Origin of the sequence: Nocardia sp. FDAARGOS_372 (assembly GCF_002554515.1) — a bacterium.
GTDB lineage: Bacteria > Actinomycetota > Actinomycetes > Mycobacteriales > Mycobacteriaceae > Nocardia > Nocardia farcinica.
Genome location: NZ_PDDW01000001.1, coordinates 4,134,178 through 4,157,119 on the forward strand (window position 1 = coordinate 4,134,178; position 22,942 = coordinate 4,157,119).

Consider the following 22,942-nt stretch of genomic DNA (forward strand, 5'->3'; position numbering starts at 1 on the left):
CCGGGGCGCCCTCCGTGGTCACACTGCGCTGCCGCCTCCGGGCGCTGACCCGCTCAGGCCGTGCCCGACCGGCCCGAGCCGGGGCCGCCCTCCGTGGTCACACTGCGCTGCCGCCTCCGGGCGCTGACCCCGCTCAGCCGACGCGTTCGATGGTGTAGCGGACCAGTTGCTCGAGGGCGTCGTTGGCCGGGCCGGAGGGCAGCGCGGCCAGTTCCGCGTAGGCCTGATCGGCGTAGGACTGCAGCTTCTCCTTGGCCAGCACCATGCCCTGGGAGCGGCCGAGCAGCTCGAGTGCCTCGGCCACCTCGTCGTCGCTGTGCAGCGGATGGTCGAGCAGGGTGCGCAGGCGGTCGGCCTCGGCGCCTTCCTCGCGCAACGCGTAGAGCACCGGCAGGGTGTGCACGCCCTCGCGCAGGTCGGTGCCGGGCGTCTTGCCGGACTGCTCGGAGGCCGAGGAGATGTCGATGATGTCGTCGGAGATCTGGAAGGCGGTGCCGACCGCGTCGCCGAGCCGGGCCAGCCGCTCGATGTGCGCGGTGTCGGCGCCGGAGAAGGTGCCGCCGAACCGGCCCGCGGCCGCGATCAGCGAGCCCGTCTTCTCCCAGACCACGCGCAGGTAGTGCTCGACGGGGTCCTGGGACTCGCGCGCGCCCATCGTCTCGCGCATCTGGCCGGTGACCAGTTCGGCGAAGGTCTCGGCGATGATGCGCACCGCGTCGGGGCCCAGCGTGGAGGTGAGCCGGGAGGCGTGCGCGAACAGGTAGTCGCCGGCCAGGATGGCGATGTTGTTGCCCCAGCGGGAGTTCACGCTCGGGGCGCCGCGGCGCATGGTCGCCTCGTCCATCACATCGTCGTGGTAGAGGGTGGCCAGGTGCACCAGTTCCACGACGGTGCCCGCGGTGATCAGCGCCGGGTCGGTGGGGCGCGGGCCGAGCTGACCGGTGAGGATGGTGAACAGCGGGCGGAACCGCTTGCCGCCGGCCTTGGCCAGGTGCAGGGCCGCGTCCTGGAGGAAGTCCTCGCCATCGGAGAGTTCGGCGATCAGCAGCTTCTCGACCTCTTCGAGGCCGTTGCGCACGGTCGCGGCGAGCTCGGCGTCACCGAGTTCGACCCCGGCCACCACCGTGCTCGAGCCACTCACTGCCGAGCCACTCACTGCCGATGTGCTCATCTCGTCTCCCAGCGCCGCGTCCGACCCCACGGTAGAGAACCTAGCGTGTCCGGCACACTTTTCCACACGCGGCGACGGCCTGGTCGGGCGGCGTGCCACTATGGATCGCATGGCTTCGGAGGATGGCTTGCCCGATCGCGTCGAGGTGCTCGTGGTCGGTGCGGGCCCGGCCGGTTCGGCGGCGGCGGCCTGGGCGGCGCGCGCGGGCCGCGACGTCCTGCTCACCGACGCGGCGGTGTTTCCCCGGGACAAGACCTGCGGTGACGGCCTCACGCCCCGCGCGACCAAGGAATTGGAGCTGCTCGGGCTCGGCGGCTGGCTGCGCGCGCACACGGTGAACCACGGCCTGCGGATGACCGGTTTCGGCCGCGAGGCGCTGCTGCCCTGGCCGGGCGGGTCGTTCCCCTCCTATGGAAGTGCCGTCGCGCGCACCGAACTCGACGACAAGCTGCGCGAGACGGCCGTGAAATCCGGCGCCACGATGTTGGACGGCACCAAGGCGCTCGAGGTGGTGCGCGCGGGCGAGCGGGTGAGCGGTGTGACGTTCGAGACCGCGACCGGCCCGCGCACGGTCGGCTGCGACGTGCTGGTGGTCGCCGACGGCGTGCGCTCCCCGATCGGCAAGCAGCTCGGCCGGGTCTGGCACCGCCGCTTCGCCTACGGCACCGCCGCGCGGGCCTACATCCGCTCCGGCCGCAGCGACGATCAGTGGATCACCTCGCACCTCGAGTTGCGCGATGCCGACGGCGCGCTGGTGCCCGGGTACGGCTGGGTGTTCCCGTTGGGCAACGGCGAGGTGAACATCGGTGTCGGCTCGCTGGCCACCGAGCGGCGGCCCTCCCACGTCGCGCTGAAATCGCTGCTGCGGCACTACACCTCGCAGCGGTACGCGGAATGGCAGTTCGAGGGCGAGCCGCGGGCGGTGGCCTCGGCGCTGCTGCCGATGGGCGGCGCGGTCTCGAACGTGGCCGGGCGCAACTGGGTGCTGGTGGGCGATGCCGCGGGCTGTGTGAACCCGCTCAACGGCGAGGGCATCGACTACGGCCTCGAGGGCGGACACATGCTGGCCGGGATCCTCGACGCCGACGACTTCACGCACCTGTGGCCGCAACTGCTGCGAGACCGCTACGGCCGCACCTTCTCGGTGGCCCGCCGGATCGCCGGCCTGGCGACCCACCCACGCATGGTGCCCACCGGCGGCCCGCCGGTGATGCGCTCGAAGTTCTTGCAGCGCACCGCCGTCCGGGTGATGGGCAACCTGGTCACCGACGAGGACGTCGACCTGACCGCGCGGGCCTGGCGCACCGCGGGCAGGCTGTCGATGCGCGCCGACGATCCGGCGCCGTTCGCCTAGGGACGCCGTGCCCCGCCCGAGCGGACTGCCCCCGCTGTATCTGCTCCCCCACCTGCGCCGGGCGCGGGACCTGATCGACCGGCAGTACGACCGGCCGTTGAATCTCGACGAACTGTCCCGCGCCGCGGGCATTTCCAAATATCACTTCCTGCGTGCCTTCGCCGCCGTGTACGGCATGACGCCGGGCGCGTATCTGGCCGAGCGGCGCGTCGAGCGGGCACAGGATTTGCTGCGCGCGACCAACCTCACCGTCACCGAGGTGTGCATGCTGGTCGGCTACCACAGCCTTGGCTCGTTCAGCAGCAAGTTCCGCCAGCTCGTCGGCATGACGCCCGCGCAGTACCAGGCGAAGTTCGCCCACGGCGCACCACACATCCCCGGTTGCTACGTCTTCATGCACGGCCTGTCCGACCGGGTGACGCCGCGGGCGGGCAACTCCGCAATTTCGGAGAAGCCCGGCCCGGCGCCGCCGCCCTAGCCTGGGCTCATGACGACGATCTCCAACATTTCCCTGGTCACCGTGTACGTCACCGATCAGGACGAAGCCAAGCGGTGGTACATCGACAAGCTCGGCTTCGTCGAGGCCAGCGACGTGACCCTCGGCGAGAACGGTTTCCGCTGGGTGACCGTGGCCCACCCCGACCACCCCGAACTCGAGGTGACCCTGATGGTGCCCGGCCCGCCGCAGGATCCCCAGCTGGCCGAGGCCACCCGGCGGGCCCTGGCCGACGGCACGCACGGCGCGCTCGGCCTGCGCACACCCGACTGCCAGAAGGCGTTCGAGGAACTCACCGCCAAGGGCGTCGAGTTCGTCCAGCCGCCCGCGGAGCGGCCCTACGGCACCGAGGCGATCATCCGCGACAACTCCGGCAACTGGCTGGTGCTGGTGGAGCGGCGGGAGTTCGATCCGAACGTCGCGGGCTGACGCCGCCGGGTCAGGATCTGGTCTGGGCACACCACTGTTCGAAGAACTTGCGTTCGCTGCCGAGCACACGGTGCAGCAACTGTTCGGCCAGCGGTTCGATGGCGCGTCCGACCAGGGGGACCTTGACCTCGAGCGAACCGTCGACCTCGATCTCACTGCCCTGCGCGGTACCGCGCAACCGCTGGATGCCCGCCATGGTGGCGGTGATGCCGCTGGTGGTGACCCGGAAATCGCCCTCGGCGGCACCGCCGGTGAGCGGGCGCCAGTCGTCGGTGCGGTCGAACACGAGCTCGCCGGAGAGGACCTTGCTCACCAGGGCGGGGATCTTGTCCCGGCGGGCTCGTTCGGTCATGTGGATGCGGGCGGTACCCGGCCCGCCGGGATGGGAGATGTCCAGCGTCGCGGTGGACGCCTCGGCGAAACGCGCCTGCCAGGCGTCGTCGCTGGTGAGTGCCCGGTGCAGATCTTCGACCGGAACGCTGTACGGCACGGTGAAGCGGAATTTTCGGGACATGGCCGCCACCGTAGCCGAGCCCCTCGGTAGCCTGTGGCCGTGTCGGAAACCAGCCAGTCCGAAATGCGGACGACCCGGCTGCGGCGGGCCAGGATCGGCGTGCTCACCGCGGCGACCGTGGTCAGCGTCCTCATGGTGCTGCTGGTGTTCGCGGCCTGGCGCAACGACTATCTGATCAGTTCGGACAAGGGCGTCACCACCGCCGAGGTGCTCTCGGCGGGCAGGCTGCGCTCGGCGGTGATGTATGTGACCCCGGACGGGGAGACGCACAACCCGAAGGTCGGCGTGCTGTATCCGACCAACCTCACCGCGGGCGAGCGCATCAACGTCGAGTACAGCCGCAGCGATCCGGATCTGGTGCGGGTGGCCGGGCGCGACGTGCGGGTGGCCATCCAGCCCGCCCTGTCGGTGATCGTGGTGGCCTGGCTGCTGGCGTTGCCGGTGTGGTGGCTGCTGGTGCGGGCGGGCAGGCGCGAACCCGTGGCGGTCGACTGAGCTGGGCCGACGGCGAGGAGTTCGCCGGAACTTTCCGCAGCCTTCACGTCGGTGTGGCGCGGTGGCGCGGCGCGCGGGTCACCCTGGAGTCGTGCGCGTAGCCATCGTTTCGGAGTCGTTCCTGCCGAACATGAACGGCGTGGTCAACTCCGTGCTCCGGGTGCTCGACCACCTGTCCCGGCACGGCCACCAGGCGCTGGTGATCGCGCCGGACACCCCGCGCGGCCTGCCCCCGGCCCCGCGCGAGCACGGCGGGGTGCCGGTGTACCGGGTGCCCGCGGTGATGGTGCCGAAGATCAGTTCGCTGCCGGTGGGGCTGCCGCAGCCGGGCATCACCGATGTGATCGCCGATTTCGACGCCGATGTGGTGCACCTGGCCTCCCCGTTCCTGCTCGGCGCCGGTGGTCTGGCGGCCGCGCTGCGGCTGGATCTGCCGACGGTCGCGGTGTACCAGACCGACGTGGCCGGGTTCGCGCAGAGCTACGGTCTCGGGTTGGCCGGGCGGGCGGCCTGGGGCTGGACCCGGCGCATCCACCTGCGCGCCACCCGCACGCTGGCGCCCTCGCGCGCGGCGGCGGCGGATCTGGCCGCGCACGGCATTCCGCGGGTGTACCGCTGGGGGCGGGGCGTGGACATCGCCCGCTTCACCCCGTCGGCGCGCAGCGCCGCCCTGCGCGAGCGGTGGCGCGGCGGCAGCGACCGGCTGCTGGTCGGTTTCGTCGGTAGGCTGGCGCCGGAGAAGCACGTGGAACGGCTCGCGGTGCTGGCCGACGATCCTGGCCTGCGGCTGGTGATCGTCGGCGACGGCCCCGAGCGCGCCCGGCTCGCGCGGTTGATGCCCGACGCGGTGTTCACCGGCGAGCTCGGCGGGCAGGAACTGGCCACCGCCTACGCGAGCCTGGACGTGATGGTGCACGCCGGAGAGCACGAGACCTTCTGCCAGGGCGTGCAGGAGGCACTGGCCAGCGGCGTGCCGGTGATCGGCCCCGACGCGGGCGGGCCGCGCGATCTGATCGCGCACTGCCGCAACGGCTATCTGCTGCCGGTGGATCGTTTCGAGGAGCTGCTGCCCAGCGCGGTGGCGGCCCTGCGCGATCCGGGGGCGCGGGCCCGCTGTGGCGCGGCGGCCCGCAAGTCGGTGCTGCACCGCACCTGGCCCGCGATCTGCACCGAACTCACGGATCACTACGCGGCGGTCACCGGCATCGACAACCGGTTGTGGCGTACGGCATGACCGAGTTGTCGCGGCGCGCGCGTCGCGGCCACTAGTGTCGAGGACGTGGCGAGAACAGAGCAGCGGGAGTCGTTTCGGGCGTCGCTGGACAAGCAACCGCACGAGGTCGCGTCGATGTTCGACGGGGTCGCCGAGCGCTACGACCTCACCAACACCGTGATCTCGATGGGCCAGGACCGGTATTGGCGGTGGGCCACCCGTAAGGCGCTGGCGTTGCGGCCGGGCGAGCGGGTGCTCGATCTGGCGGCGGGCACCGGGGTGTCCACGGTCGAGTTCGCCAAGTCCGGCGCGTGGTGCGTGGCCGCGGATTTCTCCAAGGGGATGCTCGCGGCGGGCAGTTTCCGCGAGGTGCCGATGGTGGCAGGTGACGCGATGGCGCTGCCGTTCGCCGACGAGAGCTTCGACGCGGTGGCCATCTCCTACGGCCTGCGCAATGTGGCCGACCCGGATCTGGCGATGCGGGAGATGCTGCGGGTGACCAAACCCGGCGGGCGGCTCGTGATCGCGGAGTTCTCCACCCCGGTGATCCCGGTGTTCCGCACCGTGTACATGGAGTACCTGATGAAGGCGCTGCCGCGGGTGGCGCGGGCGGTCAGCAGCAACCCGGACGCCTACGTGTACCTGGCCGAGTCGGTCCGGGCGTGGCCGAACCAGCGGCAGCTGGCGATGCGGATGGCGGCGGCGGGCTGGTCGTCGGTGCAGTGGCGCAACCTCAGCGGCGGCGTGGTGGCGCTGCACCGCGGCTATCGACTGGGCTGACGGTGAGCCCGGCCACACCTCACGGCCCGTAATCGGCGCGGTGAGGGCGATTGTGATCTGCCGATAACGCGGGGTAAATCCGGCGCAATCGGCGATCCGCATGATCGAGGGCATGTCGGACGCACCCACCAGCCCCGCTCCGGGCACCGCCCGCACGGCGTGCTCGTACTGCGGCGTGGGGTGCGGCATCAGCGTGCAGACCACGGTGCAGGGCGGCGACGGCGTCGCGGGTGCGGGCAAGCGCGTGCTCGCCAAGGTCGGCGGGGATCCGCGGCACCCGGCGAACGCCGGCCGGCTCTGCACCAAGGGCGCCACGCACCTGGAGCTGATGCGCGCGCCCGGCCGCATGGAGACCGCCTACCGCCGCCCGCAACGCGACCAGGTCCCGGTCCCGATCCCGGTCGACGAGGCCGTGCACGAAGTCGCCGACCGGTTGCGGGCCATCCTCGACGAGCACGGGCCCGACGCGATCGCGCTCTACGTCTCCGGGCAGATGTCGCTGGAGGCGCAGTACCTGGCGACCAAACTGGCCAAGGGCTTCCTGCGCACCAAGCACATCGAGGCGAACTCGCGGCTGTGCATGGCCTCGGCCGGGACCGGTTACAAACAGTCGCTCGGCGCCGACGGCCCGCCCGGCTCCTACGACGACATCGACCACGCCGATCTGTTCTTCGTGATCGGCGCGAACATGGCCGACTGCCATCCGATCCTGTTCCTGCGCATGGCCGACCGGTTGAAGGCGGGCGCCAAGCTGATCGTGGTGGACCCGCGGCGCACCGCGACCGCCGACCGGGCCGACCTGTTCCTGCAACTGCGGCCGGGCACCGATCTCGCGCTGCTCAACGGACTGCTGCACCTGCTGGTGGCCGACGGCGCGATCGATGCGGAGTTCATCGCCGAGCACACCGAGGGCTGGGCGGCGATGCCGGAGTTCCTGGCCGACTACCCGCCCGCCCGGGTCGCCGCGATCACCGGCCTGGCCGAGGACGATCTGCGGACCGCGGCCCGCTGGATCGCCGAGGCGGGCGAGTGGATGTCGCTGTGGACGATGGGCCTGAACCAGTCCACGCACGGCACCTGGAGCACCAACGCCCTGTGCAACCTGCACCTGGCCACCGGCGCGATCTGCCGGCCCGGCTCGGGTCCGTTCTCGCTGACCGGCCAGCCGAACGCGATGGGCGGGCGCGAGATGGGGTACATGGGGCCGGGCCTGCCCGGCCAGCGCTCGCTGCTCTCGGCGGCGGACCGGGCGTTCGTGGAATCGGCGTGGGGGCTGGCGCCGGGCAGCCTGCGCGCCGAATCCGGACCGGGCACGATCGAGATGTTCCGGAGCATGGCCGCGGGCGAGATCAAGGCGGCCTGGATCATCTGCACCAATCCGGTCGCCTCGGTGGCCAACCGCAAGACCGTGATCGCGGGTCTGGAAGCGGCCGAGCTGGTGATCACCCAGGACGCCTACACCGACACCGCCACCAACGCCTACGCCGACGTGCTGCTACCGGCCACGCTGTGGGCCGAAGCCGACGCGGTGATGGTGAATTCCGAGCGCAACGTCACCCTGATGCCGCGGTGCGTTGACCCGGTGGGCGAGGCCCGGCCGGACTGGTTGCTCATCGCGCAGGTCGCCACCGCGATGGGTTTCCCCGGCTTCGAGTACGGCTCGAGCGCCGAGGTGTTCGCCGAGATCACCGGTTTCGCCAACCCGGCCACCGGCTACGACCTGCGCGGCATGAGCTACCCGGCGTTGGCCGAGGGCCCGATGCAGTGGCCGTGCCCCGACCCGGCCCGGCGGCGCAATCCGATCCGCTACCGCAACGACGGCGTGAGCCAGGAGCTGTTCGTCGACGAGCACGGGCACCGGCCCCGGCTGGCCTTCCCCACCCCGAGCAGGCGCGCGGTGTTCTGGCCGCGCCCCCACCTGGACCCGGCCGAACTGCCCGACGACGACTATCCGTTCGTGCTGAACACCGGCCGCCTGCAACACCAGTGGCACACCATGACCAAGACCGGCCGCATCGGCAAGCTCACCAGACTCGACGGCGAGCCGTTCGTCGAGGTGCACCCCGAGGACGCCGAACGGCTCGGGGTGCGGCCCGGCGACCAGCTCGAGATCGCCTCGCGGCGTGGGCGGGCGGTGTTGCCCGCGAGGATCAGCGACCGGGTGCGGCCCGGCGGCTGCTTCGCGCCGTTCCACTGGAACGACGAGCAGGGCGAGTACCTGACCATCAACGCCGTCACCAACGACGCGGTCGACCCGGATTCCTGGCAGCCGGAGTTCAAGCAGTGCGCGGTGGCGTTGCGGCGGGTCGCGCCGGTGCCGCGGGCGGACGAGCCACGTCCCGAGGCCGCGGCGCCGCAGCATCCGCTGGTCGCGCTGCTGGGCCTGGACGCGGCGGCGACGCCGACGTTGTCGGAGACCGAGCGGATCTACCTGGGCGGGTATCTGGCCGCGCTGCAATCGATTCCGGTGACCGGGCAGCCGGTGCTGCCGGACTCCGCGCCGATCGCCGGGGCGAGCCGGGTGTGGATCGACGGGCTGTTGGCGGGCATGTACTCGCGGGCCGCGGTGGCTGCCGATGGCCCCGTACCGGCGGCGAAGCCGGTGACCGTGCTGTGGGCGTCGCAGACCGGCAACGCCGAGGATCTGGCCGCGGCGGTGGCGCAGCGATTGAGCGGGGCGGGTTTCGCGCCCCGGCTGCTCGACATGAATTCCTGCGCGTTGGACGCGCTCGACGGTGACGTGCTGATCGTCACCAGCACCTTCGGCGACGGCGGACCCCCGGACAACGGCGCGGACTTCTGGGACCGGCTCGAAGGCTCGGCCACGCGGTTCCCCGAATTGCGTTATGCCGTGTTCGCCCTGGGTGATTCGGCCTACGACGACTTCTGCGGCCACGGCCGCAAGATCGACCGGCTGCTGGCCGAGCGCGGAGCGCGGCGGCTGCTCGAGCGGGTGGATTGCGAACCCGACTACGCGGAGCGGGCGCAGCGGTGGCTCGACGAGATCGTCGCCGTGTTGGGGCAGGGCGGCGGCGTACCGGGAGGGGCCGCATCCGGCACCCGGTGGGCAGGTCCGCCCGGTGCCGACGGTGTGGCGGACGGTGTCGCAGGCGGCGCGACGGCCACCGCCACCGCGGTGCTCACCAAGCCCGCCCGGCAGGCCGCGCCGTTCACCCGCAACGCCCCCGTTGCCGCCCCGCTGATCCGCAACGAGGTTCTCTCGCATCCGGATTCGGTCAAGGAAGTGCGTCGGGTCGGTTTCGACCTGCGTGATCTGGGCGTGTCCTACGAGACCGGCGATTCGCTCGGTGTGTGGCCGTCGAACTGCCCCGATCTGGTGGCCGAATGGCTGGCCGCCACCGGACTGGACGGCGGTCGCGGCATCGAGATCGACGGGCGGGAGCTGCCGCTGGCCGAGGCGCTGCGCACGCACTACGACATCACCCGGGTGAGCCACGACCTGCTGACCTTCGTGGCCGAGCGCAACCCGAGCCAGCAGCTCGCGAAGCTGCTGCGCCGCGACAACCGCAACGAACTCGACGGCTACCTGTGGGACCGGCAGGCCGTGGACGTGCTGCGCGACTTCCCGGTGCGCGCCGACCTGATCGAGTGGCAGGGCGTGCTGACAAAGCTCCAGCCACGCCAGTACTCGATCTCGTCGAGCCCGCTGGTCGACCCGCACGAGGTGCAGCTGACCGTCGGCGTGGTGCGCTACGGCGAGTCCGGGCGACGCGGCGGGGTGTGCTCGACCTTCCTCGCCGACCGGGCCGGTACCCGGGTGCCGATCTTCCTGCAACGGGCACCGCACTTCCGGCCACCGCTCGACCCGGCCGCGCCGATGATCATGGTCGGCCCCGGCACCGGCATCGCGCCGTTCCGCGGGTTCCTGCACGAGCGGCGCGCGCTCGGCGCCACCGGGCGGAACTGGCTGTTCTTCGGCGATCAGCACGCGGCGCAGAACTTCTACTACCGCGCCGAACTCGAGGACATGTTCCGCACCGGCTTCCTCACCCGGCTCGACCTGGCGTTCTCCCGGGACCAGCGGGAGCGGATCTACGTGCAGCACCGCATGATCGAGCACGGCGCCGAACTGTGGGCATGGCTGTGCGAGGGCGCGCACCTGTACGTGTGCGGCGACGCCGCGCGCATGGCCAAGGACGTCGACGAGACGCTGCTGGCCATCGCCCGCATCCACGGCAAGCTCGACGAGGACGGGGCGCTGGCCTTCCGCAAACAACTCGTCGCGGAGAAACGCTACGTCCGCGACGTCTACTGACCCACGGGTGGATTCAGCCGCGCGAAGTCCGGCAGCCGGTGGTACGGGTAGTACGGGTAGGGCGGGGTGACGGCGCCGGCCTCCGACAAGCGGGCGAGGTGGTCGGGATCGAGCTGCCAGCCCACCGCACCCAGGTTCTGCCGCAGCTGGTGTTCGTCGCGGGCGCCGACCAGCACGGTGGCCACCGACGGGCGGGTGAGCAGCCAGTTGAGCGCGATCTGCGGCACGGTGCGGCCGGTCTCGGCGGCGATGTCGTCGAGCACGTCGACCACTCGGTAGAGCAGTTCGTCGTCGACGGGCGGCCCGGCCTGGGCGGTGCGATGCAGCCGGCTGCCCGCCGGCAGCGGCGCACCGCGGCGGATGCGGCCGGTGAGCCTGCCCCAGCCCAGCGGACTCCACACCACCGCGCCCACGCCTTGGTCGAGGCCCAGCGGCATGAGCTCCCATTCGTAGTCGCGGCCGACCAGCGAGTAGTAGACCTGGTGGGCGACATAGCGCGGATAGCCGCATTCCTCGGCGGCCGCCAGCGACTTCATCAGCTGCCAACCGGCGAAGTTGGACGCACCGACGTAGCGGATCTTGCCGGCGCGCACCAGATCGTCGAGCGTGGCCAGCACCTCGATGACGGGGGTGCGCGCGTCGAAGGCGTGCAGCTGGAACAGGTCGATGTGTTCGACGCCGAGCCGCCGCAGCGAGCCCTCCACGGCCGCGATCAGGCGGGCCCGGCCGGAACCGGCCTCGTTCGGGCCCGGGCCGGTCGGCAGGCTCGCCTTGGTGGAGATGAGCACGCGGTCGCGCCTGCCCTTGATCGCGGCGCCGAGCACCTGCTCGGAGGCGCCGTCGGAGTAGACGTCGGCGGTGTCGAACATCGTGATGCCCGCGTCCAGGCAGATGTCGACCAGCCGCCTGGCCTCGGCCACATCGGTGTCGCCCCAGGCGCCGAACAGTTCGCCGCGCCCACCGAACGTGCCCGCCCCGAAGCTCAGTGCGGGGACCTCGAGACCCGAGGCGCCCAGTCGCCGGTACTCCATGATTCCTCCCTAAAGGGACTGTAGTTCCATTAACACCTCGGACTGTACGCCCTTTCGCCAGCAAATGGAACTGGAGTACCGTTATGGTGTGGATGACCACCGGACCGACGACCTGCCGCCCGGCTCGGTGCGGCCCGGCGGGCGTACCGCCCGGGTGCGCGCCGCGGTGTTGCGCGCGGCGGGCGACCTACTCGCCGAGCACGGCTTCGCCGGCCTCGATCTCACCGAGGTCGCCACGCGCGCCGGGGTCGGCAAGACCACCGTCTACCGGCGCTGGGGCACCCCGACCGCCGTGGTCGCCGATCTGCTCGCCGACATGGCCGAACAGTCCGTGCCACGCGCCGACACGGGCTCGCTGCGCGGCGACCTCGTCGCCAACGCGCGGCTGGTCGCGCGCACCCTCACCGACCCGCGGCAGGGCAGGCTCTTCCGCGCCGTCATCGCCGCCGCGACCTGCGATTCCGGCGCCGCCAACGCGCTGCACCGCTTCTACGACGTCCGGCTCACCGAATGGGGCACGTGCGTGGACGACGCCGTGCGGCGAGGGGAGGCGCCGCCGGGCACCGACCCGCGCGCGGTGCTCGCGGCGGTGTCGGCGCCGCTCTACTACCGACTGCTCGCCAGCGGGGACCCGATCGACGACGCGGCCGCGGTGGCCGCGGCCGAGGCGGCGGTCGCGGCCGTCACCGCGGGCGTGTTCGTCTCCTGACGCAGGCCCTATGCGGGCCAGCGCGGCGAACGACCCGTCTTGGACAGGATGCGGTGCAGCGGCGGGGCGTCCGCCGGCACCGGCATGGTCGGGCCGAAGAGGCCGGGCACGCCCTCGGACGGCACGCCGTCGAGCATCTCCAGCAGCACCGCCGCGTGGGCGTCGGCGCAGTCGAACGGCTGCCCGGTGGCGCGGGCCAGATCCCAGCCGTGCACCACCACCTCGTCGAGTGCCACGACCGCCATCGCGGCGGCGTCGTCGGTGACACCGCCCGCCTCGGTCCTGCCGTCCCAGGCGGCCGGTTCCTGCCAGGCCGCGGCGAGCGCCTTCAGCCGCGCGGCGATGCGGGTGCGCCAGTCGGCGGGCAGCTGCGGGTCCGCGGGGATGTCGGCGGGCCCGGACCGGCCGACCGACTCCTTGGTGGCTGCCTGGCGGAACGCCTCGGCCAAGCCGTCGACGTGCACCAGCAGCGCGCGCACGGTGGTGTCCGCGCACGGCGTCGGCGCGTCGAGCTGGTCGTCGCGGATACCGGCGACCACCGACGCCAGCGCGGTGGTGGCGGGTTCCAAGTCGAAGCGGGGCTGCATGCGGGTCCTCCCGGGCGACGGTGCGGTTCATCGATGCAGACGATGCGGGCGCCGCGGAATCATCGGCCGGGAGACGCGCGCCACGCGGCGGTTGCCGGGGTTGCGGCGCGGGAGCATGCTCGAACTGCCGGACTGTTGAGGGCCCGTCGTCGGGGTACCCCGCGGCGACAGGCCGGGCAACGGCTCCGGCGGCAGACAGGATCGGAGAGGAGCGCACGATGGTCGATCGCAGCACGTCTCGCGCGGTGCACGAGGTTCCGGTGCAGGAGGTTTCCGAGGCCGACCTCGCCGAACAGGCCACCCCCGCCTACCCCGACCCGGAGGATCCCGAGGTGACCGTCGAGGATCCGCACCCCACGGCGGTGGGGCGCGAGGTCTGGGAGGCCGACCCCGCCGACGTCCTCGAACAGTCGATCCCGGTGCCGATGGACGACGAGGACCGCGAGGTCGAGTAGTCCCGGTCCGCAGCCTGGGGGCTTCAGCCTCAGGGAGCGATCTTGGCGCGCACGGTGGCGTGCAGTTCCCGGAGGCTGGAGCGCTCGGTGATCACCTCGAGCACGCGCAGGCCGTGCGCGTCACCGGCCAGTTCCGCGGCGAGTTCGGCCGGGTCCACCTGGCGGTGCGGGATGCGATAGGCCGCGCACAGCGCCGCCAGATCCATCCCGTGCGGGGTGCCGAACACGCGCTCGAACACGCCCGCGTACTGCGGGTCGCCCTGTTCGAGCAGTTCGAAGATGCCGCCACCGTCGTCGTTGGCGACGACGATGGTCAGATCGGCGGGGCGCGGTTCGCCGCGCCCGATCAGCAGCCCGGCCGCGTCGTGCAGGAAGGTCAGGTCACCGATCAGGGCGATGGTGCGGCCGGGGTGGGCGAGGGCGGCGCCGACCGCGGTGGAGACCGTGCCGTCGATGCCGGCCACGCCGCGGTTGGACAGCACCCGCACCCCCGGCCGCGGGGTGGCCACCAGTGCCGCGTCGCGCACCGGGTTGGAAGCGCCGAGCAGCAGCTGATCGCCTTCGCGCAGCGCATCCATCACCACCGCGGCCACGTGCAGGCCGGTCGGCTTGGGATGCCCGGCCAGTTCGGCGCGGACCACCTGGCGGGCCTTGTCGTCGAGTTCACGGCAGTGCGCCAGCCACTCCGGCCGCGGGGCGCCCGAGGTGACCGCCCTGGTGCCGGTGCCGACGACGTTGCCGGACACGTCGGGCCAGCGCGGGCCGGTGGTGAGGGCGTAGACCGTGACCGCCGGGTCGGCCAGCAGGCGCGACACCTGCCGGTGCAGGGTGGGGCGGCCGGTGATGATCGCCTGGCGCGGGGTGAGCAGCGGCAGCGCCAGCGGATGCAGGGCCGGGCCGTGCATGGGCGCGGTGGGTTCGGCGACCGTGGGCAGATGCGCGAGTTCGGGACGCAGACCCGCGCCGTGCCCGGACACGACGACCGTGTCCGGGGTCAGGTCGATCTCGAGCGGCACGTCGAGGGTGGCGTACTGGGTAGCCGTCCACGGCGCGCCGCCCGCCCGGCCCGCGGGCTCGGCTTCGCCCTCGGCGAGGTCGGGCACCAGCGGCTCGCGCAGCGGGATGTCGAAGTGCACCGGCCCGGCGTTGCCCGAGCGGGTGCCGCGGGCCGCGGCCAGCACCCGGCACACCGCCGAACGCCACACGCTGTTCTGCTGGTCGTAGGAGCCCGCACCCGCACCGTCGGCTTCGGCGAGGCCGAGGGAGATGGTGGCCCGCACCTGGCTGCCGAACAGGCCGAGCTGTTCCACCGTCTGGTTGGCGCCGGTGCCGAGCATCTCGTAGGGCCGGTTGGCGCTCAACACGATCAGCGGCACCCGCGCGTAATTGGCCTCCAGCACCGCCGGTCCGAGATTCGCGACGGCGGTGCCCGAGGTCATCACCACCGGCACCGGCGCACCCGCCGAGATCGCCAGGCCGATCGCCAGGAATCCGGCCGTGCGCTCATCGATGCGCATGTGCAGCCGCAGCCGCCCCGCCGCGTCGGCGGCCTGCAACGCGAACGCCAGCGGCGCGTTGCGCGACCCCGGGCACAGCACCACGTCGCGGACGCCGCCGCGAACCAGTTCGTCGACGACAACTCGGGCCTGCGCAGTTGACGGGTTCACGCCTCCAGCCTGTCAGATCGACCCGCCCCGAGCGCGGTCACCCTGGTCACACAGACCGCGGCAGTCGGCCCGCCGAGGGCCGGCCGCCGTGGTCTCCGGCGCGGTCAGTCCTGCGGTGCGACGCGGATGAGGTTGCCGTCCGGATCGGCGACGACGAAGGTGCGCCCGAACGGTTCGTCGTGCGGCTCCTGCACCACGGTGACGCCCTTGGCCTGCCACTCCCGGAACTTCGCGTCCACCTCGGCGCCGTCGGGCAGCGCCAGGCACACCTCGGAGGTGCGCGGCGTGGCGGGCGAGAGACCGTCGAACCGGCCCGACCACAGCGCCAGATCGGCGCCGGGGCCGAGGTCGAAGGTGATGTAGCCGGGCGTCTCGAAATCGGGCTTCATGTCCAGCAGGTCGCCGTAGAAGCGGGCGGACGCGGCGGTGTCGTTGACGTAGACGAGGAAGACGATCGATGCCGTCATGGCGGTCCTTTCCAGGATCGGTTGCTGTTGCCCCGCCACTGTCGGGCAGATACCCGACACATTCCGGCGTGATTTCCCGACACACTGCAACGGTGACGCCCGACCGCTTCTTCGCCCTGTTGCTCGCCCTGCGCCCCGGACGACCGCTCACCACCGAGCACCTGGCCGACCAGCTGGGCGTCTCGGTGCGTACCGTGCTGCGCGATCTGAACTGGCTGCGCGACGCGGGTTTTCCGCTCGTGGTGCAGCGCGGCCGCCACGGCGGGGTGACGCTGCTGCCCGGCGGTCCGTTCGACATCGCGCGACTGACCCCGGCCGACCGCGACCACTTGGCCCTCGCCGGCCTGGACGACGCCCAGCGCGCCGCCCTTGGCGTCGCGGCCGAGGGCGAGCGCGTCCGGCGGAAGATGCGGCTGGGCCCCCGCCGCTCCCCCGACGGCCTGCTTCCGTTGAGCGCGGTCGTCGTCCCGGACAGCCGTCCGTGGTCCGCGCACGAGCCGCCACCGGACAGTTCCCCGGCCGCCCTGGTCCACGACGTGCGCCGCGGCGTCCGCCTACGCATCCGGTACCGGCACTCCCACGAAGACCGTCCCCGCTGGCGCGTCGTCGATCCCTACGGACTGCTCGCCAAAGCCGGAACCTGGTACCTGGTGGCCGACCACGACCGCCGCCCCCACCTCTACCGCCTGGACCGCGTGACATCCTGGCGCGCGCTCGATTCCCCGCGCCGGCTACGCCCCGGCGCCACCCTCGCCGACGTGGCGGCGGACCTGGTCGAGACCTGGAAGGACACCCACACCTACCGCGTGGAAGCCGACATCGACCCCGCCCAACTCCCCCGCGCCAGCCGAATCCTCGGCCATCGGCTCACACCCCACCCCGGCGCACCGGGCGGGCGAATCCCCGTCACCATCGCCCTGCGCACCCCCGAGGACATCCGAATCCTCTTGCAATTCGGCAGCAGCCTCACCGTCACCGCCCCACCGCAAGCCCGCACCCGACTACGCGAACTGGGCACGGAGATAGCGCAGCTCTATTCCTCCCCGGGAACACGACCGGATTCCACGCCCCCGCGCGGATCCGAAACCCCCTGATCGACAACGCCCGCCCGGGCCGACAGCATGATGCCGCCCCGCACGAGCTCCCCCCTTGGAAAACGGCGGCTTTCGAGCACAGCGAGAAACCAACCGAGTGGTCGCGGCCCGTCTCGCGTTCGAGACACGAGGGGGCCGCGACCCGCCGCGCCGAAGGCGCGGCAAACTACACAGCGTGGCGCTGAACCAGGTCGCCCACGCGCGGCAGCGCCTCGATGACGTTCTTCTTGGCCGAGGAACGCATCGAGTTGTACACCTTCTGCAGCGCCGGGCGGCTCGAGGCCTGGGCGCGCGCATCGGTGACGGCCAGCAGGGCCTCGGCGACCTCGTCGGACTTGGCGACGAGCAGGTCGGCGAAGCGGCCCTGGCCACCCGCGGCCTTGAATTCCTGCCAGAACGGCTCCAGCTGCTCGAGCAGCTTGGGAGCCAGCGACTCCAGGGCGTCCGGCACGATCGAGGGGCTGATCTTGTTCACAGCCGCGTAGCCGCCCTTGACGGCCAGGCCCGACGCACCACCCTTGTCCGACACCTCGGCGTCCAGAACCTCCTTGGCTTCGGCAAGGAAGGCCGAGCGCTTCGCGTCGTCGAGCAGGGATTCAGACAGTGCTGCAACCACTTTGAGGGTCCTCCGGATCGATGTCGATGAACGAGCGCACGCCACTATACGCACCGGCGCACGCGCGCACGCGAGGCCGACCCGGCTATCGGGCCGCAGCCGACCCGATCACGGCTGCCAGGGCAGCAGCTGCACCATCAGCGCTTCCGAGTCGGCGAGCAATTCGCCCTGCTCATCGCGCAATTCGGCGGTGACGAAGGTCTTTCGGCCCTCGACTCGATCCACCCGGCCGGTGACGGTCAACGGCGTCTCCAACGGTGTGATCTTGCGGTAGTTCACATGGAGGAAGGCGGTGCGGCTGATCGGCCTGCCGGAGTAGTGCACGATCATCCCGAACAGGTCGTCGAACAGCAGCGGGAGCACGCCGCCGTGCGCTGCGCCGTTGCCGCCCAGGTGGAATCGGCGGAACACGCCGGTCATGGTGATGCCGTCGGGCCCGGCCTCGAGCACGGTCCACGGCAGCATCAGCAGGCTGCCGCGACCGGGCAGGTCGACGGCGCGCCCGGCCGGGGAGTGCATTTCCGGGGCGCGGTAGGGCTCGAGCAGGTCGATCATCTCGCGGGCCTTGGCGAGGGCGGCGCCGTACACCTCGTCGGGGGCGTCGGCGGAGACGGCCAGATCCTGCAGGGTGCGCATCGCTTCGACGAAGGGACCGAAGTTCGGGCCGACCTGCGCGGGGGCCACCTTGGGGAAGCCGCCGTGCGATTCGTACCGGTCCGGGTCGATGGCGCTGGTGTCGATGCGCGGGCGGATCGCCGTCCCGGCGCCGTTGGCCGTTCCTTCGGCGTGCGCGCCGTCCGGAACAGGTTTCACTTCCTCGCTCATACCTGCACGGTATCGCGCGGCTTTACACCGTCAAGTCGACGGGGCGGCCGGTGGCCCTCGGTCTGGCGGAATCCGACGGGGCGATAATGCCCGCGTGACGTTCAAAAGCGAGCTGTGGCGCCCCGTCCCCGGGTTCGAGGACCTGACCGACATCACCTATCACCGGCATATCGAACAGGGCACGGTGCGGGTGGCGTTCGACCGGCCGGAAGTGCGCAACGCCTTCCGCCCGCACACGGTCGACGAGCTGTACCGGGCGCTCGACCACGCGCGGATGACCTCCGACGTCGGCGCGGTGCTGCTCACCGGCAACGGCCCCAGCCCCAAGGACGGCGGCTGGGCGTTCTGCTCCGGCGGCGACCAGCGCATCCGCGGCCGCAGCGGCTACCAGTACGCCAGCGGCGAGACCGCCGAAACCGTCGACCCGGCGCGCGCGGGCCGCCTGCACATCCTCGAGGTGCAGCGACTGATCCGGTTCATGCCCAAGGTGGTGATCGCCCTGGTCAACGGCTGGGCCGCGGGCGGCGGCCACAGCCTGCACGTGGTGTGCGACCTGACCCTGGCCAGCCGCGAGCACGCCCGGTTCAAGCAGACCGACGCCGACGTCGGCAGCTTCGACGGCGGCTACGGCAGCGCCTACCTGGCCAAGATGGTCGGCCAGAAATTCGCCCGCGAGATCTTCTTCCTCGGCCGCCCCTACACCGCCGAGGAAATGCACCGGATGGGCGCGGTCAACAAAGTCGTCGACCACGACCGCCTCGAGGACGAGGCCCTGGAATGGACGGCCGACATCAACGGCAAGTCCCCCCAAGCGCAGCGCATGCTCAAATACGCCTTCAACCTCCTCGACGACGGCCTCGTCGGCCAGCAATTGTTCGCCGGCGAGGCGACCCGCATGGCATACATGACCGACGAAGCCGTCGAAGGCCGCGACGCCTTCCTGGAAAAGCGCGCCCCGGATTGGACGCCCTACCCCTGGTATTTCTGACAGCACCGACCGGGTGATCCATCCCAGGAACCGCACTCATCGCTGCCCGTGCGTGGTTGCCCAGCGGGCGAAACTCAGGCGGGGGTGGAGGGTTTCGACGTCGGCGATGCTCATGATCGCGTTCAGCTGGATCATGTCGAGGTGGGCCGGGGACGGGGTGAGCACGGCGTCGACGTCGGCGGAGCGGATCTGATCGATCAGCGGGAGGACGGAGGGGCGGGGCCAGTACAGGCGGTAGCCGAGGTGGCGGGCCAGGCGTCGGATCGCGGCCTTGTCCCCCTCCGGCCACCGGCTGACCTCGAGTGCGATCCACCCGAACGCGGTGGGGTGTGCGCGCAAGACCGTCTCCCTCCCTCGAGCCGTCACTGATGACACCGGGTTGGCGCGCCGGACGGAAAGGCGGCTGCGACAACACCGGGCGGGTGCCGGGAAGGACGCTACGAGCCAGCACGCGACGGATCTGTCCTCGGAGGACAGGCGCCGCGGAGCGGACGGCTCACGGTCGGAGGGGCGGCGACTCGGGGGCGATGCCCAGACGCCAGGCCAGACCGCGCAACTCGCGCCCGGCGGCGTCGCGTCGAGCGGAGCGCAGCTTGCCCGCCACGGCGTCGCGAACGAAGATGTCACTTCGGACTTGCTGTGGCGCAAGTGATTCCGCCTTGACCAGAAGCTCCACACCGCGGTCCTGGTAACGCGGTTCCGCGAGCAGCGCGCACCCGGCCTCGGCGTAGTAGTTGGCCCGGCGCGACGGTGACGGAATGGCGTCGACGGCGACATGGGCGGCGCGTTGCACGGCAGCGACGCCGTCGCCCAACTCCAAGCCGATCGACGCGCGCCACACATCGACATTCGTCCGCCCGAACCAGAGGCGGCCGAAGGCGCCGATCTCCTCGTCCAGCCGTGCGGCGACCGACGCGGCTTCGGCCAGGTGGGTTTCCGCGGTGGAACGGTCGCGCTGTACGGCGGCGGCCAATGCCGCGGACAGGTGGATCATGCCGTAGGCCTGGGCCACCTCCGGATCGCCGAGGTGGCTGCCGATCCGGTCGGCCGTGGCGATGGATCGCCGGTACTGCTGTTCGCGCGACATGGCGCCGGAGACGATGCCGCGCAGCCAGGACGCGAACCCGATCCACGCCGGTGCCGCCAGTTCCTCCGCGCACGACTGGGCCGCCTTCACCATCATGATCGGCAGTCCGCGCACCCCGAGCCGCTTGGCGGTGGTCGCCAGTGGGTAGTAGCAACGGATCAGTCCGACCAGCACCTGCGGCCGCAGATCCGGGCGGCGCACGTAGGCCGCGTGCAATTCGATCAGCAGGCGTGGCGCCAACGCGCAGACCGCCGCGTAATCGGTGGCTTCGCGGAGCTTCTCGGCCTTCGCCAGATCGGCCTCGAGCGCGGGCCACTCGCGCAGCCCGCCGCCCGGGTCCTCACCGAGTTCGCAGATCTCCAGGGCACTCTCGATCGCGAGCAGGCCGGCATGCGCCTCCGACGTCATCGCACCGCCGGGCTCCCACGGCTGGCCGTTGAACTCCGACGGCGCGACGCGCAGCGCCTGTGCGATGTGCTCCAGGGTCCGGCGGTTGGTGAGGGCTTGCTCACCACGTTCGAGACGGCCGAGATAGCCGTAGGAGATTCCGGCCAGACCGGCGGCGGCCGTCAAACTCAATCCCCTCCAGAGCCGGATTTCGCGCACGCGCCGACCCACCTCGTTCGGGGGAATCTCGTTCATCCGGCCCCACCCCTCCGCGCATCGGATCCGTCCAGCCCAGGGTAGACCGGCCCACGCACCCGCGACCGCCGCTTCTCCACAGGCCGTCCGTCCGACACGGCAACTGTCCACAATGCCGGGAGCCTTGCGCCCCGAGACCCCGGATTCCTGGTACTTCTGAGCATGCGGGACTTCCGCGACCGACACCGCGCGACCACACCGAAGGGATCCGCGAATGGACATTCTCAGCAGCCGAGTGATCCTGCGCCCGAAGGACTACGCCACCACGCTCGCCTTCTACCGCGACGTGCTGGAGCTGGCGGTGGCCAGGGAGTATCCGGGCGGCACGGTGTTCTTCGCCGGGCAGTCGCTGGTGGAGGTGGCCGCGCACGGCGGCTCGGGCCGGGCGAACAGCTTCGAGGGGGCGCTGTGGTTGCAGGTGCGCGACGCGGGCGCGGCCTCGGTGGAGCTCGCGCTCAAGGGGGTGCCGATCGACCGGGCGCCGCAACAGGAGCCGTGGGGGCTGATCGAGATGTGGATCAAAGATCCGGACGGTGTGCCGATCGTGCTGGTCGAGGTGCCGCCGGAACACCCGATCCGGCGGGATTCGCGCTGGTCGGAGCCCTGAGTGCGGGCGGAAGCGCCGGTCGGGCGGCGGCTGCCGAGTTGCCAAGCGCCTACCCGGCGAGGACCATTACGGCGTAGCGGCACCCGGCCGTCGATGCCCGGGACCCGCAGTCCCCGTCCTGTCCGACGAGTGAATCGCAGTCTCGATGCCTGGCTCCGCGCACCCCGTGACGTTCCGACCCACCCGTTCCGCGCGCGGCCGTGCGCCCATGACACGATCCCTATCGTGAGGCCCTGCTGCGAGCGAACCATGAGCTGGAACGAGGTCGCGTCGTGAGCAACACCCTGCGAACGCTGCCGATGCCCACCGGATCAGGCGTCGGGGATGTGCTCCCGCATCTGCGCGAGGCGATGGAGGGCAACGGCCCGGCGTGGCTGCCCATCCCCACCACCGATCGGCGCGAGGCCCGCCGCCTGGCCGACGCGTTGCGCCCCGGCGACCCGATCGACGACGACGTGGCCCTGGTGGTCACCACCTCCGGCACGACCGGCGTGCCCAAGGGCGCGATGCTCAGTTCCTCGGCACTACGAGCCAGCGGCACCGCCACCCATGACCGGCTGGGCGGGCCGGGCACCTGGTTGCTGGCGCTGCCCACCCATCACATCGCCGGTCTGCAAGTGCTGATGCGCAGCATCCTGGCCGGAACCGAGCCGGCGGTGCTCGACGTCTCCGGCGGCTTCCTGCCCGAGGCGCTGGCCGGGGCGATCTCCGGCATGCGTGGCGAGCGCCGCTACACCTCGCTGGTGCCGACCCAGCTGATCAAGGCGATCGAGGAGCCCGAGGCCGCCGCGGCACTGGCCGACCTGGACGCGGTGCTGGTGGGCGGCGCCGCCACGCCGGCGCCGGTGTACGAGCGGGCCAGGGAACTCGGCATCAACGTGGTGCGCACCTACGGCATGAGCGAGACCTGCGGCGGCTGCGTCTACGACGGTGTGCCGCTGGCGGGCACCCTGGTGCGGATCGAGGACGGCCGGGTGGTGCTCGGCGGGCCGATGATCGCCAAGGGCTATCGCGGCCAGCCCGACCATCCCGCCTTCGCCGAACCCGGCTGGTTCCGCACCGAGGACGCGGGCACCTACGACAACGGCGTCCTCCAGGTCACCGGTCGTCTCGACGAAGCCATCACCACCGGCGGCCTGCTGGTGATCCCGCAGGTGGTCGAGGCCGTGCTCGTCACCCACCCGGCGATCAGCGAATGCGTGGTGCTCGGGCTGCCCGACGAGCGGCTCGGTCAACGGGTGGCGGTCGCGGTGGTGCCCGCCGAGGGCGCCCGGCCGACGCTCGAGGAACTGCGCGAGCACGTGGTGCGCGAACTCGACGCCATCGCCGCGCCGCGCGAGCTGGCGATCCTCGACGAACTGCCGCTGCACGGACCCGGCAAGCCGAACCGCAACAAGCTGCGCGAACTGCTGCTCACCCGCTCGCACACCTGATCGGCG

At 71.7% G+C, this 22,942-nt stretch carries 23 protein-coding genes; 13 read left to right on the forward strand and 10 right to left on the reverse strand.

The genetic code is table 11. The features are described from left to right. Window positions 1-133: 133 nt before the first annotated feature. On the reverse strand, window positions 134-1,171 hold the full coding sequence (locus tag CRM89_RS19425) for a polyprenyl synthetase family protein (RefSeq protein ID WP_011211656.1): 1,038 nt from the start codon (window positions 1,169-1,171) through the stop codon (window positions 134-136). A gap of 100 nt (window positions 1,172-1,271) precedes the next feature. On the opposite strand from CRM89_RS19425, the gene CRM89_RS19430 reads away from it, so the two are divergent. Genes CRM89_RS19430 through CRM89_RS19440 form a run of 3 tightly spaced genes read left to right on the forward strand, consistent with a single transcriptional unit; the run spans window position 1,272 to window position 3,450 of the window. Next, window positions 1,272-2,525: a geranylgeranyl reductase family protein gene (locus tag CRM89_RS19430; RefSeq protein WP_098085472.1), complete on the forward strand. Its 1,254-nt coding sequence runs from the start codon at window positions 1,272-1,274 to the stop codon at window positions 2,523-2,525. A 7-nt stretch (window positions 2,526-2,532) separates the two neighbouring features. Further along, a complete protein-coding gene (locus CRM89_RS19435) occupies window positions 2,533-3,003 on the forward strand; it encodes a helix-turn-helix transcriptional regulator (protein ID WP_170916187.1) in 471 nt (156 codons plus the stop codon). Between the two features lie 9 nt (window positions 3,004-3,012). Next, window positions 3,013-3,450, forward strand: a complete 438-nt coding sequence (locus CRM89_RS19440; RefSeq protein ID WP_011211659.1) for a VOC family protein — start codon at window positions 3,013-3,015, stop codon at window positions 3,448-3,450. A gap of 10 nt (window positions 3,451-3,460) precedes the next feature. Here CRM89_RS19440 and CRM89_RS19445 read toward each other — a convergent pair whose 3' ends face one another. Continuing rightward, window positions 3,461-3,964 (reverse strand): DUF2505 domain-containing protein, encoded by a 504-nt coding sequence (locus CRM89_RS19445; RefSeq protein ID WP_060594257.1) that lies wholly within the window; start codon window positions 3,962-3,964, stop codon window positions 3,461-3,463. Between the two features lie 63 nt (window positions 3,965-4,027). Here CRM89_RS19445 and CRM89_RS19450 point away from each other — a divergent pair, with 63 nt between their 5' ends. The 4 genes from CRM89_RS19450 (at window position 4,028) to CRM89_RS19465 (ending at window position 10,728) form a co-directional block, all read left to right on the forward strand. Continuing rightward, window positions 4,028-4,459, forward strand: a complete 432-nt coding sequence (locus CRM89_RS19450) for a DUF3592 domain-containing protein (protein ID WP_086844950.1) — start codon at window positions 4,028-4,030, stop codon at window positions 4,457-4,459. A 91-nt stretch (window positions 4,460-4,550) separates the two neighbouring features. Continuing rightward, window positions 4,551-5,693, forward strand: a complete 1,143-nt coding sequence (locus CRM89_RS19455; RefSeq protein ID WP_086844947.1) for a glycosyltransferase family 1 protein — start codon at window positions 4,551-4,553, stop codon at window positions 5,691-5,693. Between the two features lie 45 nt (window positions 5,694-5,738). Continuing rightward, on the forward strand, window positions 5,739-6,452 hold the full coding sequence (locus tag CRM89_RS19460) for a demethylmenaquinone methyltransferase (RefSeq protein ID WP_011211663.1): 714 nt from the start codon (window positions 5,739-5,741) through the stop codon (window positions 6,450-6,452). Window positions 6,453-6,564: 112 nt separating this feature from the next. Then, the gene (locus CRM89_RS19465; protein ID WP_098087058.1) at window positions 6,565-10,728 is read left to right on the forward strand and encodes a bifunctional nitrate reductase/sulfite reductase flavoprotein subunit alpha; all 4,164 of its coding nucleotides are present in this window, start codon (window positions 6,565-6,567) and stop codon (window positions 10,726-10,728) included. Here CRM89_RS19465 and CRM89_RS19470 read toward each other — a convergent pair. Next, window positions 10,722-11,759: an aldo/keto reductase gene (locus CRM89_RS19470; RefSeq protein WP_098085475.1), complete on the reverse strand. Its 1,038-nt coding sequence runs from the start codon at window positions 11,757-11,759 to the stop codon at window positions 10,722-10,724. The two genes, CRM89_RS19465 and CRM89_RS19470, sit on opposite strands and share 7 nt — an antisense overlap. An 88-nt stretch (window positions 11,760-11,847) precedes the next feature. Here CRM89_RS19470 and CRM89_RS19475 point away from each other — a divergent pair, with 88 nt between their 5' ends. Further along, window positions 11,848-12,468, forward strand: coding sequence for a TetR/AcrR family transcriptional regulator (locus tag CRM89_RS19475; RefSeq protein ID WP_371392011.1), 621 nt, complete (start codon window positions 11,848-11,850; stop codon window positions 12,466-12,468). A gap of 8 nt (window positions 12,469-12,476) precedes the next feature. Here CRM89_RS19475 and CRM89_RS19480 read toward each other — a convergent pair whose 3' ends face one another. Beyond that, entirely contained in the window at window positions 12,477-13,055 is a 579-nt protein-coding gene (locus CRM89_RS19480; RefSeq protein WP_098085480.1) for a TIGR03086 family metal-binding protein, read from the reverse strand. 218 nt (window positions 13,056-13,273) lie between these two features. Here CRM89_RS19480 and CRM89_RS19485 point away from each other — a divergent pair, with 218 nt between their 5' ends. Next, window positions 13,274-13,510: a hypothetical protein gene (locus tag CRM89_RS19485; protein WP_011211666.1), complete on the forward strand. Its 237-nt coding sequence runs from the start codon at window positions 13,274-13,276 to the stop codon at window positions 13,508-13,510. A gap of 29 nt (window positions 13,511-13,539) precedes the next feature. Here CRM89_RS19485 and menD read toward each other — a convergent pair whose 3' ends face one another. Continuing rightward, window positions 13,540-15,177: a 2-succinyl-5-enolpyruvyl-6-hydroxy-3-cyclohexene-1-carboxylic-acid synthase gene (gene menD, locus CRM89_RS19490; RefSeq protein WP_098085482.1), complete on the reverse strand. Its 1,638-nt coding sequence runs from the start codon at window positions 15,175-15,177 to the stop codon at window positions 13,540-13,542. A 104-nt stretch (window positions 15,178-15,281) separates the two neighbouring features. Beyond that, window positions 15,282-15,644, reverse strand: coding sequence for a VOC family protein (locus CRM89_RS19495; RefSeq protein WP_060594246.1), 363 nt, complete (start codon window positions 15,642-15,644; stop codon window positions 15,282-15,284). A gap of 92 nt (window positions 15,645-15,736) precedes the next feature. Here CRM89_RS19495 and CRM89_RS19500 point away from each other — a divergent pair, with 92 nt between their 5' ends. Then, window positions 15,737-16,738 (forward strand): YafY family protein, encoded by a 1,002-nt coding sequence (locus CRM89_RS19500; RefSeq protein ID WP_098085485.1) that lies wholly within the window; start codon window positions 15,737-15,739, stop codon window positions 16,736-16,738. A 166-nt stretch (window positions 16,739-16,904) separates the two neighbouring features. On the opposite strand, the gene CRM89_RS19505 is transcribed toward CRM89_RS19500, so the two are convergent. Continuing rightward, window positions 16,905-17,354, reverse strand: a complete 450-nt coding sequence (locus CRM89_RS19505; protein ID WP_011211670.1) for a hypothetical protein — start codon at window positions 17,352-17,354, stop codon at window positions 16,905-16,907. A gap of 108 nt (window positions 17,355-17,462) precedes the next feature. Continuing rightward, window positions 17,463-18,179, reverse strand: coding sequence for a PaaI family thioesterase (locus CRM89_RS19510; RefSeq protein ID WP_011211671.1), 717 nt, complete (start codon window positions 18,177-18,179; stop codon window positions 17,463-17,465). 94 nt (window positions 18,180-18,273) lie between these two features. Here CRM89_RS19510 and CRM89_RS19515 point away from each other — a divergent pair, with 94 nt between their 5' ends. Continuing rightward, window positions 18,274-19,167 carry a 1,4-dihydroxy-2-naphthoyl-CoA synthase gene (locus CRM89_RS19515; protein ID WP_011211672.1) on the forward strand — a complete coding sequence of 298 codons (894 nt, stop codon included), beginning with the start codon at window positions 18,274-18,276 and terminating at the stop codon, window positions 19,165-19,167. A gap of 36 nt (window positions 19,168-19,203) precedes the next feature. Here CRM89_RS19515 and CRM89_RS19520 read toward each other — a convergent pair whose 3' ends face one another. Together CRM89_RS19520 and CRM89_RS19525 are read right to left on the reverse strand one after the other, a co-directional pair. Then, window positions 19,204-19,506, reverse strand: a complete 303-nt coding sequence (locus CRM89_RS19520; RefSeq protein WP_011211673.1) for a hypothetical protein — start codon at window positions 19,504-19,506, stop codon at window positions 19,204-19,206. Window positions 19,507-19,663: 157 nt separating this feature from the next. After that, the gene (locus tag CRM89_RS19525) at window positions 19,664-20,896 is read right to left on the reverse strand and encodes a helix-turn-helix domain-containing protein (RefSeq protein WP_172964545.1); all 1,233 of its coding nucleotides are present in this window, start codon (window positions 20,894-20,896) and stop codon (window positions 19,664-19,666) included. Between the two features lie 214 nt (window positions 20,897-21,110). Between CRM89_RS19525 and CRM89_RS19530 the strand changes: the two genes are divergently transcribed. Both CRM89_RS19530 and menE read left to right on the forward strand, forming a co-directional pair. Next, entirely contained in the window at window positions 21,111-21,503 is a 393-nt protein-coding gene (locus tag CRM89_RS19530; RefSeq protein WP_011211675.1) for a VOC family protein, read from the forward strand. Between the two features lie 299 nt (window positions 21,504-21,802). After that, window positions 21,803-22,936 carry an o-succinylbenzoate--CoA ligase gene (gene menE, locus CRM89_RS19535; protein WP_098087059.1) on the forward strand — a complete coding sequence of 378 codons (1,134 nt, stop codon included), beginning with the start codon at window positions 21,803-21,805 and terminating at the stop codon, window positions 22,934-22,936. Window positions 22,937-22,942 lie beyond the last annotated feature (6 nt).

What these genes read in the sequence shown, in the direction of transcription:
- CRM89_RS19425 (WP_011211656.1), bottom strand. Translation starts at nt 1,171, where the DNA reads ATGAGCACATCGGCAGTGAGTGGCTCGGCAGTGAGTGGCTCGAGCACG.
- CRM89_RS19430 (WP_098085472.1), top strand. Translation starts at nt 1,272, where the DNA reads ATGGATCGCATGGCTTCGGAGGATGGCTTGCCCGATCGCGTCGAGGTG.
- CRM89_RS19440 (WP_011211659.1), top strand. Translation starts at nt 3,013, where the DNA reads ATGACGACGATCTCCAACATTTCCCTGGTCACCGTGTACGTCACCGAT.
- CRM89_RS19445 (WP_060594257.1), bottom strand. Translation starts at nt 3,964, where the DNA reads ATGTCCCGAAAATTCCGCTTCACCGTGCCGTACAGCGTTCCGGTCGAA.
- CRM89_RS19450 (WP_086844950.1), top strand. Translation starts at nt 4,028, where the DNA reads ATGCGGACGACCCGGCTGCGGCGGGCCAGGATCGGCGTGCTCACCGCG.
- CRM89_RS19465 (WP_098087058.1), top strand. Translation starts at nt 6,565, where the DNA reads ATGTCGGACGCACCCACCAGCCCCGCTCCGGGCACCGCCCGCACGGCG.
- CRM89_RS19470 (WP_098085475.1), bottom strand. Translation starts at nt 11,759, where the DNA reads ATGGAGTACCGGCGACTGGGCGCCTCGGGTCTCGAGGTCCCCGCACTG.
- CRM89_RS19480 (WP_098085480.1), bottom strand. Translation starts at nt 13,055, where the DNA reads ATGCAGCCCCGCTTCGACTTGGAACCCGCCACCACCGCGCTGGCGTCG.
- CRM89_RS19485 (WP_011211666.1), top strand. Translation starts at nt 13,274, where the DNA reads ATGGTCGATCGCAGCACGTCTCGCGCGGTGCACGAGGTTCCGGTGCAG.
- CRM89_RS19495 (WP_060594246.1), bottom strand. Translation starts at nt 15,644, where the DNA reads ATGACGGCATCGATCGTCTTCCTCGTCTACGTCAACGACACCGCCGCG.
- CRM89_RS19510 (WP_011211671.1), bottom strand. Translation starts at nt 18,179, where the DNA reads ATGAGCGAGGAAGTGAAACCTGTTCCGGACGGCGCGCACGCCGAAGGA.
- CRM89_RS19525 (WP_172964545.1), bottom strand. Translation starts at nt 20,896, where the DNA reads ATGAACGAGATTCCCCCGAACGAGGTGGGTCGGCGCGTGCGCGAAATC.
- CRM89_RS19530 (WP_011211675.1), top strand. Translation starts at nt 21,111, where the DNA reads ATGGACATTCTCAGCAGCCGAGTGATCCTGCGCCCGAAGGACTACGCC.
- menE (WP_098087059.1), top strand. Translation starts at nt 21,803, where the DNA reads ATGCCCACCGGATCAGGCGTCGGGGATGTGCTCCCGCATCTGCGCGAG.